Source organism: Bradyrhizobium sp. YCK136 (assembly GCF_044570075.1).
GTDB classification, from domain to species: Bacteria; Pseudomonadota; Alphaproteobacteria; order Rhizobiales; family Xanthobacteraceae; genus Bradyrhizobium; species Bradyrhizobium diazoefficiens.
On sequence record NZ_CP172424.1, the window covers coordinates 608,676 to 623,849 of the forward strand.

Here is a 15,174-nt window from a genome sequence, read left to right on the forward strand (position 1 = left end):
CGACCGGGCAGAGATATGGCCCGGTCAGGGCCTTGTCAACGGCGGGCGCATTGCGGCTAATTCATCATTTTGACAGACTTTTCGCGTTGCCAAGCCCCCCTGAATTGGGCGAGTGTCCGCCCCGCTCGAGCAGCCCCCTGCTTCAACAAAAGGATTTTCCATGACCACCTCGTTCCCGGTAACCAAAACCGGCCTGCGCTTCGGCCTCGCCACCGCCCTCGTGGGCTGCCTTGCGCTGGCGCTGATCGCGGGTCCCGGCCGGGCTGCCGACGATCCGGTCCTGGCAAAGGTCAATGGCGCGGAAATCAAGAAGAGCGACGTCGCCATGGCCGAGGAGGAACTCGGGCCGAGCCTCGCCCAGATGGACCCGGCGACCAAGGACGAGAACGTCCTGTCCTTCCTGATCGACATGAAGATCGTGTCCAAGGCCGCCGAGGACAAGAAGGTCGCCGACAGCGAGGAGTTCAAGAAGCGCCTGGCGTTCGCCCGCAACCGCCTCCTGATGGACAGCCTGCTCGCCAACGAGGGCAAGGCCGCCACCACCCCCGACGCCATGAAGAAGGTCTACGAGGAGGCCTCCAAGCAGATCACCGGCGAGCAGGAGGTGCGCGCCCGCCACATTCTGGTCGAGACCGAGGACGAGGCCAAGGCGGTGAAGGCCGAGTTGGACAAGGGCGCCGATTTCGCCGAACTCGCCAAGAAGAAGTCCAAGGATCCGGGCTCCGCCGACGGCGGCGACCTCGGCTTCTTCACCAAGGAGCAGATGGTGCCGGAATTCTCGGCGGTGGCCTTCGCGCTGGAGCCGGGCAAGATCTCCGACCCCGTGAAGTCGCAGTTCGGCTGGCACATCATCAAGGTCGAGGAAAAGCGCAACCGCAAGGCGCCGGACTTCGAGCAGGTCAAGGCCCAGATCGAGCAATACGTCACCCGCAAAGCCCAGGCCGACTACGTCGCCAAGCTGCGCACGGAAGCCAAAGTCGAGCGGCTGGACCAGCCCGCCGCGGACGCCAAGCCGGCCGACGCGGCCAAGCCTTCCGATGCGAAGCCCTCCGACAGCAAGATGGCGCCCCCTGCGAAGAAGTAAGAATTCGCTGTCACTTCGCGGACGCCAATAGTATCTAACGTCGCAATGGCCGGGCAAATGCCCGGCCATCTGCATATCCAGACCCCACCAAGGCGCCCCGCGATGTCCTCCTCCGTCTCTCCCCTCGCTCCCAAGACTGTTCCCGACATGCCCGTGATCGCGGGCGTCCGCCTTGCGACGGCCGAGGCCGGCATCCGCTACAAGAACCGCACCGACGTGCTTCTGGCGGTGATGGACAAGGGCACTGCGGTCGCCGGCGTTTTCACCAAGTCGAAATGCCCGTCCGCGCCGGTGGAATGGTGCCGCGCCAAGCTGAAGGGCGGCAAGGCGCGCGCCCTCGTCGTCAATTCCGGCAATGCCAACGCCTTCACCGGCAAGACCGGCCGCGGTTCCACCGCGCTGACCGCCAAGATCGCGGCCAAGGCCGTCGGGTGCAGCGAGAGCGAGATCTTCCTGGCCTCGACCGGCGTGATCGGCGAGCCGCTGGACGCGACCAAGTTCGACGGCGTTTTGGGCCGACTGGCCGAGACCGCCGAGCCCGGCGACTATCTCGCCGCGGCCAAGGCGATCATGACCACCGACACCTTCCCCAAGGTCGCGACAGCGACCGTCAAGCTCGGCAAGGCCAAGGTCACCATCAACGGCATGGCCAAGGGCGCCGGCATGATCGCGCCCGATATGGCGACGATGCTGTCGTTCATCTTCACCGACGCGCCGATCGCGCCGGCCGCCCTGCAAGCGTTGCTCAAGAGCGGCGTCGAGGACACCTTCAACGCGGTGACGATCGACGGCGACACCTCGACCTCGGACACGCTGCTCGCCTTCGCGACGGGCGCCGCCGCCGAGCACGGTGCGCCCAAAATCAGCCGCGCCAGCGATCCCAGGCTGAAGGCCTTCGTCAAGGCCTTCAACCAGGTGCTCGCCAACCTCGCCGAGCAGGTCGCCCGCGACGGCGAAGGCGCGCGCAAGCTGGTCGAAATCACCGTCGAAGGCGCCAAGACCAAGGCGTCGGCGCGCAAGATCGCGATGTCGATTGCCAATTCGCCGCTGGTGAAGACCGCGATCGCCGGCGAGGACGCCAATTGGGGCCGCGTGGTGATGGCCGTCGGCAAGGCCGGCGAGCCGGCCGACCGCGACAAGCTCTCGATCTCCTTCAACGGCATCCGCGTCGCCAGGAGCGGCGCGCGCGATCCCGACTACGACGAGGCGCAGGTGTCGGAGGCGATGAAGGCGCCGGAGATCGCTATCAAGGTCTCGCTCGGCCTCGGCAAGGGCCGCGACCGCGTCATGACCTGCGACCTCACCAAGGAATATGTCGCGATCAACGGGGATTACAGGTCGTAGTCTCCATGACCCCTCTCAAGCTCACACTGGTGGTGGCCTGCGCGCTTGTCGACGCCGACAAGCGCGTCCTGATCGCGCAGCGCCCCGAGGGTAAGGCGCTGGCCGGCCTCTGGGAATTTCCCGGCGGCAAACTCGAGCCCGGCGAGCGGCCGGAGCAGAGCCTGATCCGCGAGCTGCATGAAGAGCTCGGCATTACCGTTGCCGAGCCGTGCCTGGCGCCGCTAACCTTTGCGAGCTACGGCTACGAGACCTTCCACCTGTTGATGCCGCTCTACATCTGCCGGCGCTGGGAGGGGATGGTCACCGCACGCGAAGGCCAGACCCTCGCCTGGGTCCGTGCCAACAAGCTGCGCGACTACCCGATGCCGCCCGCGGACATTCCGCTGATCCCGCATTTGATTGATTTGCTGATGTGAAGCCGGACCTCATCCTGAGGAGACCGCGAAGCGGTCGTCTCGAAGGATGGCCACACGGCAAGAGCGGGGCCTGCATGGTTCGAGACGGCCCTTACGCGCCTCCTCACCATGAGGATCACTCTTCCCCCGCCTTCTTCACCGCCTCCGCAAGACTCGCCTTGGCCGACCCCGGCTTGAGCGGCTGCTGCTGGCTCGCATGCGGGGCCCAGCCTGAGAGCCAGATGATGTCGAATGTCGCGCGGATGCGGCCGTCGGAATCGGCAAAGCGTTCGGCATAGATCTCGGCCATGCGCAGCAGCGTCGCGCGCCGGCTCGGCGTGCGGCGGCGTTCGATCAATACGTTGGCCGCGCCCATGTGCCTGATATCCTGCATCAGCGCGAAGGCATTGGCGTAGCGCACCACGACACGGTCGACGTCAGTGACCGGCAGCGCAAAGCCCGCGCGCTGCAACAGCGCGCCGATGTCGCGCAGATCGGCGAACGGCGCGACGCGCGGCGACACGCCGCCTTCGCATTCGGCTTCGGCGGCAGCAAAAGCCTGGCGCAGCTCTGTCAGGCTGTCGCCGCCGATCATCGCGGCCAGCAGCAAGCCATCCGGCTTCAACGCGCGCCGGACCTGCGCCAGCACGCCCGGCAGGTCGTTGACGAATTGCAGCGCCAGTGCCGAGACGACGAGATCGAGGCTCTCGGGCGTGAAGGGCAGCTTCTCCTCGCCGGTTTCGCCAAGTGCAATCCGCTGAAGTGACGGCAGCCGCGCGCGCAGGACCGCGAGGCCTTCACCGGGCGTCCAGAGATCGGCCGGAGCGTGAAACTCCCGCATCACCGCGGCGAGCCGGTCGGACATGTCCTCGGTCACCCGATCGAGCAGGAAGCTCACGGCGCCTTGCGCGTGCGCACGGCGTTGCCGCGCGTGCAGCAAGGCCCGATCGAACAGGGCGGGCGGGGTTTGCACGTTCTGAGCCATGCCGCTGGTTACGCCGATCCAAGTCGTTCTGGCAACCGTGTCCCGGACGCAGTGCGGCACCAAGTGACGCGCCGCGCTGCGTCCGGGGCACGAGACCGAGCCGCTTGAGCGGATTGTCGCAGAGCGCTAGCCTTCCCCCATGGAAGCCGACCCCGCTCCTTCCCGTTCGATCGCGGCCCCTCTGCGTGCCGCATGGACGGCCGGTCGTCACGCGCTGGCGCGCGCGGCACGGCTCGCGCTCGACATTGCGCTGCCGACCTTGTGCGTGTCCTGCCGCGAGCCGGTGGATAGCGAGGGCGTGTGCGCGGCCTGCTGGGCGCGGCTGTCATTCATCGAACGGCCCTATTGCCCGCGCCTCGGCATCCCCTTCGTCTACGATCCCGGCCCCGACATGCTGTCGATGGAGGCGATCGCGAGCCCGCCGGCCTACCAGCGAGCGCGCGCGGCGGTGCGCTATGACGACGTCGCGCGCACGCTGGTGCATGCGCTGAAATACCAGGACCGCACCGATCTGGCGCCGGCGATGGGCCGCTGGATGGCGCGCGCGGGCGGCGAACTGCTCACTGGGGCCGACATGCTGATCCCCGTTCCCCTGCATTGGCGGCGCGCCTGGCGCCGCCGCTACAACCAGTCCGGGGCGCTGGCGCGAAGCATCGAGCGGCAGAGCGGGGTGAAAGTGCGAGGCGAGGTGCTGCGCCGGGTGCGCGCCACCGAGCAGCAGATCGGCCTGTCGCGGGCCCAGCGCGCCACCAATGTGCAGGGCGCATTCCAGGTATCTCCCGACCGTCAGGCCGAGGTGCAGGGCCGCCGCATCGTCCTGGTCGACGACGTCCTGACGTCAGGGGCGACGCTGGATGCCTGCGCCCGTGCCTTGCTGCGCGCCAAAGCGGCCCAGGTGGACGTGCTGGTGTTTGCCCGGGTTGTGGAGGTCAGGTGAAGTCCCATATAATTCAATGAATTCATGACATGAGAGCGCCAGACAAGATGCCCGCCGCTGTCGAGATCTACACCAGACCAGGCTGCGGCTATTGCTCCGCGGCCAAATCGCTGCTGACCCGCAAGAAGGCGACCTTCACGGAATTCGACGTCGCCAGGAACCCGTCCTGGCGCGACGAGATGTACGACCGCGCCGGCGAGGGCTCGACCTTCCCGCAGATCTGGATCGGCGGTAGCCATGTCGGCGGCTGCGACGACCTCTACGCCCTCGACCGCGAGGGCAAGCTCGACGGCATGCTCGAAAGCGTGAAGGCCGAATCATGAGCGACAACAGGACCTTCACCGCCGCGATGGTGCAGATGCGCACCGGCCTGATGCCCGAGCCCAGCCTCGCGCAGGCTACCAGGCTGATCCGGCAGGCAGCGGCCAACGGCGCCGACTACGTGCAGACGCCCGAAGTCAGCAACATGATGCAGCTCAACCGCAAGGCGCTGTTCGAGCACCTCCAGAGCGAAGAGAACGACGCCTCGCTGAAGGCTTATCGCGCGCTCGCGGCGGAGCTGAAGATCCACATCCATGTCGGCTCGCTGGCATTGCGGTTCTCGGACGAAAAAGCCGTCAATCGCTCGTTCCTGATCGGGCCCGAGGGCAATGTGCTCGCGAGCTACGACAAGATCCACATGTTCGACATCGAGCTGCCGGACGGCGAGAGCTATCGCGAATCCGCCAATTACCAGCCGGGCGAGACCGCCGTGATCTCCGACCTGCCCTGGGGCCGGGTCGGGCTGACGATCTGCTACGACGTGCGCTTCCCCGCGCTCTACCGCGCGCTGGCCGAGAGCGGCGCCTATTTCATCACGGTGCCCTCCGCCTTCACGCGCAAGACCGGTGAAGCGCACTGGCACGTGCTGCTGCGTTCGCGCGCGATCGAGACCGGCTGTTTCGTGTTCGCCGCGGCGCAGGCCGGCCTGCACGAGAACAAGCGCGAGACCTATGGCCACTCGTTGATCATCGATCCCTGGGGCGAGATCCTCGCGGAAGGTGACGTCGAGCCCGGCATTATCATGGCCACGATCGATCCCGCCAAGGTCGAGACCGCGCGCCGGGCGATCCCTTCGCTCCAGCACGGCCGCCGCTTCGGCGTCGCCGACCCCAAGGCCGGGCCGGATCATCTGCATCTGGTGCGGGGATCGGCATGATTCGCTACGCGCTTCACTGCGACCGCAACCACGCATTCGAAAGCTGGTTCCAGAGCTCGTCGGCCTACGATTCGCAGGTGAAGCGCAAGCTCGTGACCTGTCCGATCTGCGGCTCGGCCAAGGTCGAGAAGGCGATCATGGCGCCGCGCATCGTCGGCAAGAAGGGCCGCGGGCCGGCCACGCCTCCGCCGGAGCCCGCTTCAACACCCGTGCCCGAGGCTGCGCCGTCAGGACCGACCCCGCTGCTGATGGCGCAGGAGCGCGAGCTGCGCGCCAAGATCAAGGAGCTGCGCGACCACATCGTGAAGAACGCCGACAATGTCGGCGAGCGCTTTGCGAACGAAGCCCGCGCGATGCACTACGGCGACAAGGAGCATCGGCCGATCTACGGCGAGGCCTCGCCCGACGAGGCCAAGTCGCTGATCGACGAAGGCATCGAAGTCTCGCCGCTGCCGACGCTGCCGGAAGACAGGAATTGACGCGCGAAGCGCGTCATCCCGGGATGGTCCGAAGGACCAGACCTCAGATGCGCAATTGCGCATCGGGGGATCTCGAGATTCTCAGGAGCGCAATTGCGCTCCATAGTTCGCCCTTCGGGCGCCCCGGAATGACAGTCAACTACGCCCCCACCAACACCGCCACGCCGACCACGATCAGCGCGATGCCAAAGATCTCGCGTGGCGCGATCGGCTGCTTGAACGAGTAGTACGCCACGCCTTGTGCGAACAGCACCTCGATGAGGGCGAGCGTGCGGACATTCGCGGCCGCGGTCAGCGCGAACGCCAGGAACCAGAACTGCGAGGAGAAGGCGCCCATGAAGCCGGCGAACAGCGACGGCTTCCACAGGCCAAGGATCGCCTGCAGGATCTTGGGCGCGCGCCAAAGCAGGTAGATCGTCAGAATCAGAGTCTGCACGAACAGGCCCAGCACCAGCGTGAAGGACGCCGCCGTTACGAAAGACACGTTCGGCACCGTGATGATGGCGCCGCGGAAGCCGACCGCGGACAGCGCGAACGCCGCGGCCGCCACAAGCCCCAGAATGGTCGGCTTCAGCTCGGCAAAGCTTTTCTCGCCGCCGGGCCGCAGCGCCGTGATGACGACGCCGATTGTCGCAACCACGATCGCCAGTACCTTCAGCAAGGTGAGATGATCGCCGAGGAAGACGAAGCCGAAGATCGCGGTCTGGATCGCCTCGGTCTTGAGGTATGCCGTCGTCACCACGAAGGAGCGATCGTTCATCGCCAGCAGCATCAACCCGGTGCCGACGATCTGGCTGAGCGCACCGAGCAGCAGCCACGGCCAGAACACCGGCGGCGGCATGCCGAGATGATCGCCTGTCGCGACCAGCACGACGCCAAGAAACAGCAGCGAGAACGGAAAGCCGAACAGGAAGCGGATATTGGTCGCGCCCCACGTCCCCAGCGGCTTCGTCAGCGACCGCTGCATCGCATTGCGCGCGACCTGCCCGAGCGCGGCAATGACGGTGAAGGGAATCCAGAGGCTGGTGATGGTGAGCATGGGGGTGGGTGGGGATGGTGTGGCGGGAGAGGATTTGCGGCCAACCTGCCGCTAGCAGCAAAGCAGGTCAATCACAGGGATGTCATGGGTGCGATGCTCTCGCTACAAACGCCGATGTCGTCCCGGCGAAGGCCGGGACCCATAGCCACTCGATTTGGTTTGGCGAAGATTCGTGGTGACGAGCTTCGCGCTGCAACTTCTCCTGGGGGTATGGGTCCCGGCCTTCGCCGGGACGACACCGTGGGTGTGGATGCAGCTGGGCCGCCACGAACAGCCCCTCACACCATCCCTTCCGCCACCACCATGTAGTTCACGTCCATGTCGGAGGAGAGGGTCCACTTGTCGGCGAAGGGTGAGTAGACGACGCCGGTCTGCTCGGTGATGACGAGGCGGTTGTCGAGCAGGTATTTCGTCAGCTCGTCGGGGGTGACGAACTTGTTCCATTCGTGGGTGCCGCGCGGCAGCCAGCGCAGCACGTATTCGGCGCCGACGATGGCGAGCGCAAAGCTCTTCCAGTTCCGGTTCAGCGTCGAGACCACCATCAGCCCGTTGGGCTTGAGCATCGCGGCGCAGCGCTTCAGGAAAACGCCGACGTCGACGACGTGCTCGACCACCTCCATCGCCAGCACGATGTCGAAGCGCTCGCGCGGGTCGATCTCCTCCACCGTGGTGCAGCGGTAGTCGATCGCAAGATGGCTCTTGTCGGCGTGCAGTTTTGCGGCCGCAATATTGCTCTGCGAGGGATCGACGCCGATGACCTGGGCCCCTAGCCGTGACAGCGGCTCGCAAAGCAGGCCGGCGCCGCAACCGATGTCGAGCACGCGCAGGCCGCCGAGGCAGTTGAGGCTGCGCACGTTGCGCTCGAACTTGCGGCAGGCGGCGTCGCGGATGTAGCCGAGCCGCAACGGGTTGATCCGGTGCAGCGGCGCCATCTTGCCCTTAGGGTCCCACCACTCCGCGGAGAGTTTCGAGAATTTCGCGATCTCGGCGGCGTCGACGGTCGAGCCCAGCTGGGCAGTTGCGGAAGTATTTTGCTGCATGCTCATGGTTACGCGCGGTCCTACCGCGTGGTGATCGAACTACGGAAGGCGAGCGGCGAAGCGATGGTCCTGATCGTCTCGATCCCCTCGCCGACACCGCGAATGGTCACGTCGCCGTAGTTGAGAATACGTCCAAGAATCGTCTGATCGACGTCGACGCTCTCGACCTTGTCCAGCGCCATCTCGAAGGTGCGGCGCTTGATGAACCCGGTCTTGTGCACAACCCTGAGGTTGGTGACGTCGGTCTCGGTGGTGAAGCGATGGAACCAGCCCTTCACGGTCCAGTACAGGGCGGCCAGCGCCACCAGGCCGGAGCCGAACAGGGACAGGATCATCACGCTGTAGATGTCGCTCTGCCGGGACAGGGCGAACAGGGCCAGGGCCACGATCCAGGCCACAATCGCCGGGAAATAGAAGATCCAGTGCGCATTGGTCGAATACAGCACCCGCTCGCCCGGTTGCAGGATCTCGTCGATGTAACGCGCCATGATCTCGGTTAACCCATTACCCCCGAACCGGACCTCGAGCCTGCCCCCGCAGGAACCCGCTTGCCCCCGGCCCCGCCGCTATGTATACGCGCGGTCGGTGTCCGCGAGGCCCGTCCAGTGCGGGTCACCATACTGATCCTTATGAGGGAATGCACGCGTCGTCATGAGCCGCCTCGTGATGAAATTCGGCGGCACATCCGTCGCCAACATCGAACGCATCCGCAACGTCGCACGCCATGTGAAGCGTGAGGTCGACGCCGGCCACGAAGTGGCCGTGGTCGTCTCGGCGATGTCGGGCAAAACCAACGAGCTGGTGGCCTGGTGCACCGAGGCCTCGCCGATGCACGATGCGCGCGAATACGACGCCGTCGTCGCCTCCGGCGAACAGGTGACCTCCGGCCTCCTCGCCATCGTGCTCCAGAGCATGGGCATCCAGGCCCGCTCCTGGCAGGGCTGGCAGATCCCGATCAAGACCAGCGACGCCCATGCCTCGGCCCGGATCGAGGACATCGACGGCAGCGAGATCATCAAGCGCTTTAGGGATCGCAAGGAAGTCGCCGTCATCGCCGGCTTCCAGGGCATCAACCCCGAGACCAACCGCATCACCACGCTCGGCCGCGGCGGCTCCGACACCTCGGCCGTGGCGGTCGCCGCCGCCGTCAAGGCCGACCGCTGCGACATCTACACCGACGTCGACGGCGTCTACACCACCGACCCGCGAATCGTGCCGAAGGCCAAGAGGCTCGACAAGATCGCATTCGAAGACATGCTGGAACTGGCCTCGCAGGGCGCGAAAGTGCTCCAGGTCCGCTCCGTGGAACTCGGCATGGTCCACAACATGCCGATCTTCGTCCGCTCGAGCTTCGACAAGCCCGAGGATATCGACCCGCATGCCAACCAGCCGCCCGGTACGCTGATCTGCAGCGAGGAGGAGATCATGGAAAGCCACGTCGTCACCGGCATCGCCTTTTCGAAGGACGAGGCCCAGATTTCCGTGCGCCAGATCGAGGATAAGCCGGGCGTCGCCGCGTCGATCTTCGGCCCGCTGGCGGATGCCAACATCAACGTCGACATGATCGTGCAGAACGTTTCCGAGGACGGCAAGACCACCGACCTCACCTTCACGGTGCCGGCCGCCGACTACACCCGCGCCAGGGACACGATTACCGCCGCCAAGGGCAAGATCGGCTATGCCCGGCTCGATACCGCCACCGACGTCGCCAAGATATCGGTAATCGGCAGCGGGATGCGCAGCCACGCCGGCGTCGCCGCCCAGGCGTTCTCGGCCCTCGCCGGACGGAATATCAACATCCGGGCCATTACAACCTCCGAGATCAAATTCTCGGTATTGATCGACACCGCCTATACCGAGCTTGCGGTGCGGACCCTGCATACGCTCTACGGCCTCGATCAGGCTTAGGCTAATTTTCTCTTAGCGGTCGCAGCAAACGCGAAGGTGTACACACCTTCGCGTCTGGCAGGCGTTTTGCTTGGCAAAACAAGCCCCAATTCGCTATACGGCGAACAGGGTGGGCTGCCACATACTGTGCCCCAGTTGAGGCGGTGCTGATTCGGCTCAGGCGCCAAATCTGAAGAAGATTTGGACCCGGGCCGGCGCCGGATGAGCAAATTCGTTGTTTTTCTGGATTTTCGGGCGAGCCGCCGGGACCCCCTTTCGGGCCCGGCTGACGGAGGAGACTGAGGGTACATGCGGAGCGCGTCGGGAGGTCCCCGCGTCTTGTTGAGACGGCTCCGCGAAACCATGGCGGAGCAGGTCTCGGCCCAGGAGCGGCTGGACAAGATCGTGGTGCTGATCGCCGCCAACATGGTGGCCGAGGTGTGCTCGGTCTATGTGCTGCGCATCGACAACACGCTCGAGCTCTACGCCACCGAAGGTCTCAACCGCGAGGCAGTGCACCATACCGTGCTCAGCGCCCATGAGGGCTTGGTCGGCCTCGTCGCCAGCGAGGCGACGCCGCTCAATCTGAACGACGCGCAGAGCCATCCGGCCTTCTCGTTCCGCCCGGAGACCGGCGAAGAGATCTACCACTCCTTCCTCGGCGTGCCGATCCTGCGCGCCGGCAACACGCTCGGCGTGCTGGTGGTGCAGAACCGTGCCAAGCGCACCTATGTCGAGGAAGAACTCGAGGCGCTGCAGACCACCGCGATGGTGCTGGCGGAGCTGATCGCCTCCGGCGAATTGTCGGCGCTGGCCCAGCCCGGCCTCGAGCCGGCCGCGCGCCACTCCATGCAGAGGGTCGGCGCGATCCTGTCGGAAGGCATCGCGCTCGGCCATGTCGTGCTGCACGAGCCGCGCGTCGTCATCAAGGACTACATCGCCGAGGACCTGCCGAAGGAAATCAAACGGCTCGACACCGCGCTCGCCAAGCTGCGCGCCGATCTCGACCGCATGCTGGAGCGCGGCGACGTCGCAGAGGGCGGCGAGCACCGCGATGTGCTGGAAGCCTACCGCATGTTTGCCAACGACCAGGGCTGGTCGCACAAGCTGCACGAGGCGGTCGCCACCGGCCTCACCGCGGAAGCCGCCGTCGAGCGCGTGCAGTCCGACACCCGCGCGCGCATGCTGCGCTCGACCGATCCATACCTGCGCGACCGGCTGCATGACCTCGAGGATCTCGGCTACCGCCTGATGCGGCAGCTCGTCGGCCAGGACCACGCGCCGTCACGCGAACAATTGCCCGACAATGCCATCGTCATCGCCCGCGCGATGGGCCCGGCGGCGCTGCTCGACTACGACCGCAAGCGCCTGCGCGGCATCGTGCTGGAGGAAGGCACCGCCAACTCCCACGTCTCGATCGTGGCGCGCGCGCTCGGAATCCCTGCGGTCGGCGAAGTGCCGAACGCGCCCGGTATCGCCGATCCCGGCGACGCCATCATCGTCGACGGCACGTCGGGCTCGATCTATGTGCGCCCCTCGCAGGAGATCGAGGCGGCCTTCGCCGAGCGCGTGCGCTTCCGTGCCCGCCGCCAGGCGCAGTACCTCGCGCTGCGCGACCGGCCCTGCGTCACCAAGGACGGCCAGAAGGTCGAGCTGATGATCAACGCAGGTCTCGCCATCGACCTGCCGCATATCGAGGACACCGGCAGCGCCGGCATCGGCCTGTTCCGCACCGAGCTGCAATTCATGGTCGGCCAGAGCCTGCCGCGCACCAGCGACCAGCTCGCGCTCTATCGCACCGTGCTGGATGCGGCGGGCAGCAAGCCCGTCACCTTCCGCACCCTCGACATCGGCGGCGACAAGGCGCTGCCCTATATGGAAGCGGTGATCGAGGAGAATCCGGCGCTCGGCTGGCGCGCGATCCGGCTCGGGCTCGATCGTCCCGGCCTTTTGCGCGGCCAGATCCGCGCGCTGCTACGCGCCGGCGGCGGCCGCGCGCTGCGCATCATGTTCCCGATGATCTCGGAGGTCGCCGAATTCGATTCGGCGAAGGCGCTGGTCGAGCGCGAGCTCACATATCTGCGCCAGCACGGCCACACGCTGCCGGAGCGGATCGACATCGGCACCATGGTCGAGGTGCCGGCGCTGCTGTATCAGCTCGACGAGCTCCTGAAGAAGGTCGATTTCATCTCGGTCGGCTCCAACGATCTGTTCCAGTTCCTGTTCGCGGTCGACCGCGGCAATGCCAAGGTCTCCGAGCGCTTCGACACCATGTCGGCGCCGATCCTGCGCGCGCTCCGCGACATTGCCCGCAAGTCCAATGCGGCGCAGAAGTCGCTGTCGCTCTGCGGCGAGATGGCCTCCAAGCCGATCGGCGCGCTGGCGCTGATCGCGATGGGCTATCGCTCGCTGTCGCTGTCGGCAACCGCGCTCGGCCCGGTCAAGGCGATGGTGATCGATCTCGATGCCAAGAAGGCCGAGGCGATGCTCGGCCCGTTGCTGGATGCGCCAAGCGGCAGCGTCTCGATCCGGCAGAAGCTGACGGAATTTGCCGAGGCCGAAGGCCTGGCCTTGTAGCGGGCCTGTCGCCCGCGTCCCGCCGCCTCGCCGCCTTCCGCCATTTGAGACTTACCCGATGTCGTCACTCCCCGAAGCCAAACTGGACGTCCTGCTCGCGCATCACGCTTCGCTCGAGGCCGAATCGCTGGGACAGCTCGCCTCCGAGCGCTACGTGCAGATCACGCGCGAGCTCGCCGAGATCACGCCGCTGATCGAGGCGGTCAAGACTTACCGGTCCGCGGTTAAAGAACTCGCCGACACCGAGGCGCTGATCGCCGATCCCACGACGGATGCGGAGATGCGCGGCATGGCGGAAGCCGAGCGCGACGAGCTGACGCCAAGGATCGAGGATCTCGTCCAGAAAATCCGCGTCGCGCTGCTGCCCAAGGACGCCATGGACGACCGCAACGTGGTGCTGGAAATCCGCGCCGGCACCGGCGGCGACGAGGCTTCGCTGTTCGCCGGCGACCTGTTCCGGATGTACGAGCGCTTCGCCAGCCTGCAGGGCTGGAAGGTCGAGGTCATCTCGGCGAGCGAAGGCACCGTCGGCGGCTACAAGGAAATCATCGCGGAGGTGCAGGGCCGCGGCGCGTTCTCGAAGCTGAAGTTCGAATCCGGCGTGCACCGCGTGCAGCGCGTGCCCGACACCGAGACGCAGGGGCGCATCCACACCTCGGCCGCGACGGTGGCGGTGCTGCCGGAGGTCGAGGATGTCGACGTCGACATCAAGAACGATGATCTGCGCATCGAGACCATGCGCGCGCAGGGCGCCGGCGGCCAGCACGTCAACAAGACCGAATCGGCGATCCGCATCACCCACATCCCGACCGGCATCGTGGTGATGATGCAGGACAGCCGCTCGCAGCACAAGAACCGCGCCTCGGCGATGAACATCCTGCGCTCGCGCATCTACGACGCCGAGCGGCAACGCGTCGATGCGGCGCGCTCGGCCGAGCGCAAGGAAAAGGTCGGCTCCGGCGATCGCAGCGAGCGCATCCGCACCTATAATTTCCCGCAAGGGCGCGTCACCGACCACCGCATCAATCTGACACTCTACAAGCTGCCGCAGGTGATCGCGGGCGAAGCGCTTGGCGAATTGATCGACGCGCTGACCACCGAGCACCAGGCCGCACAGCTCGCCGCGCAAGGCGCGGCGGCGTGACGCCCCGCGTGAGCGATCCCTTCACCGGACAATCGATCGAGAGCGCACGGCGTGCACTGGCGGCGCGGCTGCGATCGGCGCAGCTCGAGGAAGCCGAGCTCGAGGCCCGCATCCTGCTTGGTGCTGCGCTCGGCCTCGATCTCACCGGCCTGATCGCGCAGGCTGCGCGGCTCCTCACGGAAGCGGAGGCCTCGCGGCTCGCGCAGCATGCGCAACGCCGGATCGCGGGCGAGCCGGTGGCGCGCATTCTCGGGACGCGCGAATTCTGGGGCCTGCCGTTCCGCCTGTCGGACGCAACCCTGGTCCCACGCCCCGACACAGAGACGGTCGTCGAGCGCGCGCTCGAGCTTTTCCGCGAGCAGAAGGCAATCCAGCAGCCACGCATCGCCGACATCGGCACCGGATCCGGCGCGATCCTGCTGGCGCTGCTGCACGATATTCCCGGCGCCTTCGGCGTCGGCACCGATCTCAGCCTGAACGCGCTCGAGACCGCCAGGGGCAATGCCGTGACCCTTGGCCTTGCCGACCGCTCCGCCTTCGTCGCCTGTTCCTATTTAGCGGCGCTCCGCGGCCCATTCGACCTCATCGTGTCGAATCCGCCCTATATCCCTTCCGCCGAAATTTCGAAATTGAGCATCGAGGTGCGCGAGCACGATCCGCATCTGGCGCTCGACGGCGGCAACGACGGATATGACGCCTACCGCGCCCTGATCCCGCAGGCGGCCGAGCGTCTCGCGCCCGGCGGAGCGCTGATCGTCGAGGCCGGACAGGGCCAGGCCCGAAATATTGAAACCCTTTTGACGGCTGCGGCGTTGGTGGTGGACAGGCCGCCCAAGGCCGATTTGGCGGGTATCCCACGGGCCGTTTCGGCCCGAAAAATGCCCCCATAAAAGCCGGATTGGCCTGTAAAAACCACTTGGAATATCCCTTGGGAACGACTACCTTCTACTCAACACATCGGTGTCGGCCCCGTACACCTACGGGCGAAAGCCGGGCTCTCGGGCGAGAGCTTCACTGATTTGCCGCAGGTCCTGTTAAGCGCGATAGCCCATTGAGGTGCGCAGC

General features: G+C 66.2%; 15 protein-coding genes. 11 read left to right on the plus strand and 4 right to left on the minus strand.

Annotation, left to right across the window (positions count from 1 at the left end):
• The first annotated feature begins 160 nt into the window (after positions 1-160).
• From ACFLEY_RS02940 to ACFLEY_RS02950, 3 genes are all read left to right on the plus strand, one after another.
• Entirely contained in the window at positions 161-1,084 is a 924-nt protein-coding gene (locus ACFLEY_RS02940; RefSeq protein WP_028175805.1) for a peptidylprolyl isomerase, read from the plus strand.
• A 102-nt stretch (positions 1,085-1,186) separates the two neighbouring features.
• Complete coding sequence (gene argJ / locus ACFLEY_RS02945) at positions 1,187-2,428, plus strand: bifunctional glutamate N-acetyltransferase/amino-acid acetyltransferase ArgJ (protein ID WP_060909845.1); 1,242 nt, start codon at positions 1,187-1,189, stop codon at positions 2,426-2,428.
• Positions 2,429-2,433: 5 nt separating this feature from the next.
• Positions 2,434-2,844 carry a (deoxy)nucleoside triphosphate pyrophosphohydrolase gene (locus tag ACFLEY_RS02950; RefSeq protein ID WP_028175803.1) on the plus strand — a complete coding sequence of 137 codons (411 nt, stop codon included), beginning with the start codon at positions 2,434-2,436 and terminating at the stop codon, positions 2,842-2,844.
• Positions 2,845-2,959: 115 nt separating this feature from the next.
• Here the strand turns inward: ACFLEY_RS02950 and ACFLEY_RS02955 are convergent, their stop codons facing one another.
• Positions 2,960-3,808: a methyltransferase domain-containing protein gene (locus tag ACFLEY_RS02955; protein ID WP_060909844.1), complete on the minus strand. Its 849-nt coding sequence runs from the start codon at positions 3,806-3,808 to the stop codon at positions 2,960-2,962.
• Positions 3,809-3,947: 139 nt separating this feature from the next.
• On the opposite strand from ACFLEY_RS02955, the gene ACFLEY_RS02960 reads away from it, so the two are divergent.
• Genes ACFLEY_RS02960 through ACFLEY_RS02975 form a run of 4 tightly spaced genes read left to right on the plus strand, consistent with a single transcriptional unit; the run spans position 3,948 to position 6,422 of the window.
• Positions 3,948-4,745, plus strand: a complete 798-nt coding sequence (locus ACFLEY_RS02960) for a ComF family protein (protein ID WP_211433734.1) — start codon at positions 3,948-3,950, stop codon at positions 4,743-4,745.
• Positions 4,746-4,792: 47 nt separating this feature from the next.
• Complete coding sequence (gene grxC, locus ACFLEY_RS02965) at positions 4,793-5,068, plus strand: glutaredoxin 3 (protein ID WP_011083042.1); 276 nt, start codon at positions 4,793-4,795, stop codon at positions 5,066-5,068.
• The gene (locus ACFLEY_RS02970) at positions 5,065-5,943 is read left to right on the plus strand and encodes a carbon-nitrogen hydrolase family protein (protein ID WP_060909843.1); all 879 of its coding nucleotides are present in this window, start codon (positions 5,065-5,067) and stop codon (positions 5,941-5,943) included. Before grxC ends, ACFLEY_RS02970 begins: the two co-directional genes overlap by 4 nt.
• The gene (locus ACFLEY_RS02975; RefSeq protein ID WP_011083044.1) at positions 5,940-6,422 is read left to right on the plus strand and encodes a DUF1178 family protein; all 483 of its coding nucleotides are present in this window, start codon (positions 5,940-5,942) and stop codon (positions 6,420-6,422) included. The genes ACFLEY_RS02970 and ACFLEY_RS02975 overlap by 4 nt, the downstream gene beginning before the upstream one ends.
• A gap of 139 nt (positions 6,423-6,561) precedes the next feature.
• Here ACFLEY_RS02975 and ACFLEY_RS02980 read toward each other — a convergent pair whose 3' ends face one another.
• The 3 genes from ACFLEY_RS02980 to ACFLEY_RS02990 form a co-directional block, all read right to left on the minus strand.
• Positions 6,562-7,461: an EamA family transporter gene (locus tag ACFLEY_RS02980; protein ID WP_060909842.1), complete on the minus strand. Its 900-nt coding sequence runs from the start codon at positions 7,459-7,461 to the stop codon at positions 6,562-6,564.
• Between the two features lie 278 nt (positions 7,462-7,739).
• Positions 7,740-8,507: a bifunctional 2-polyprenyl-6-hydroxyphenol methylase/3-demethylubiquinol 3-O-methyltransferase UbiG gene (gene ubiG, locus ACFLEY_RS02985; RefSeq protein ID WP_028175796.1), complete on the minus strand. Its 768-nt coding sequence runs from the start codon at positions 8,505-8,507 to the stop codon at positions 7,740-7,742.
• 14 nt (positions 8,508-8,521) lie between these two features.
• Complete coding sequence (locus ACFLEY_RS02990; RefSeq protein ID WP_011083047.1) at positions 8,522-8,989, minus strand: PH domain-containing protein; 468 nt, start codon at positions 8,987-8,989, stop codon at positions 8,522-8,524.
• Positions 8,990-9,152: 163 nt separating this feature from the next.
• On the opposite strand from ACFLEY_RS02990, the gene ACFLEY_RS02995 reads away from it, so the two are divergent.
• The 4 genes from ACFLEY_RS02995 (at position 9,153) to prmC (ending at position 14,999) form a co-directional block, all read left to right on the plus strand.
• The gene (locus ACFLEY_RS02995) at positions 9,153-10,409 is read left to right on the plus strand and encodes an aspartate kinase (RefSeq protein ID WP_060909841.1); all 1,257 of its coding nucleotides are present in this window, start codon (positions 9,153-9,155) and stop codon (positions 10,407-10,409) included.
• 288 nt (positions 10,410-10,697) lie between these two features.
• Positions 10,698-12,965, plus strand: a complete 2,268-nt coding sequence (gene ptsP / locus ACFLEY_RS03000; protein WP_060909840.1) for a phosphoenolpyruvate--protein phosphotransferase — start codon at positions 10,698-10,700, stop codon at positions 12,963-12,965.
• A gap of 58 nt (positions 12,966-13,023) precedes the next feature.
• The gene (prfA, locus tag ACFLEY_RS03005) at positions 13,024-14,109 is read left to right on the plus strand and encodes a peptide chain release factor 1 (RefSeq protein WP_060909839.1); all 1,086 of its coding nucleotides are present in this window, start codon (positions 13,024-13,026) and stop codon (positions 14,107-14,109) included.
• Positions 14,106-14,999: a peptide chain release factor N(5)-glutamine methyltransferase gene (gene prmC, locus ACFLEY_RS03010; RefSeq protein ID WP_211433735.1), complete on the plus strand. Its 894-nt coding sequence runs from the start codon at positions 14,106-14,108 to the stop codon at positions 14,997-14,999. The genes prfA and prmC overlap by 4 nt, the downstream gene beginning before the upstream one ends.
• The last annotated feature ends 175 nt before the right edge of the window (positions 15,000-15,174 follow it).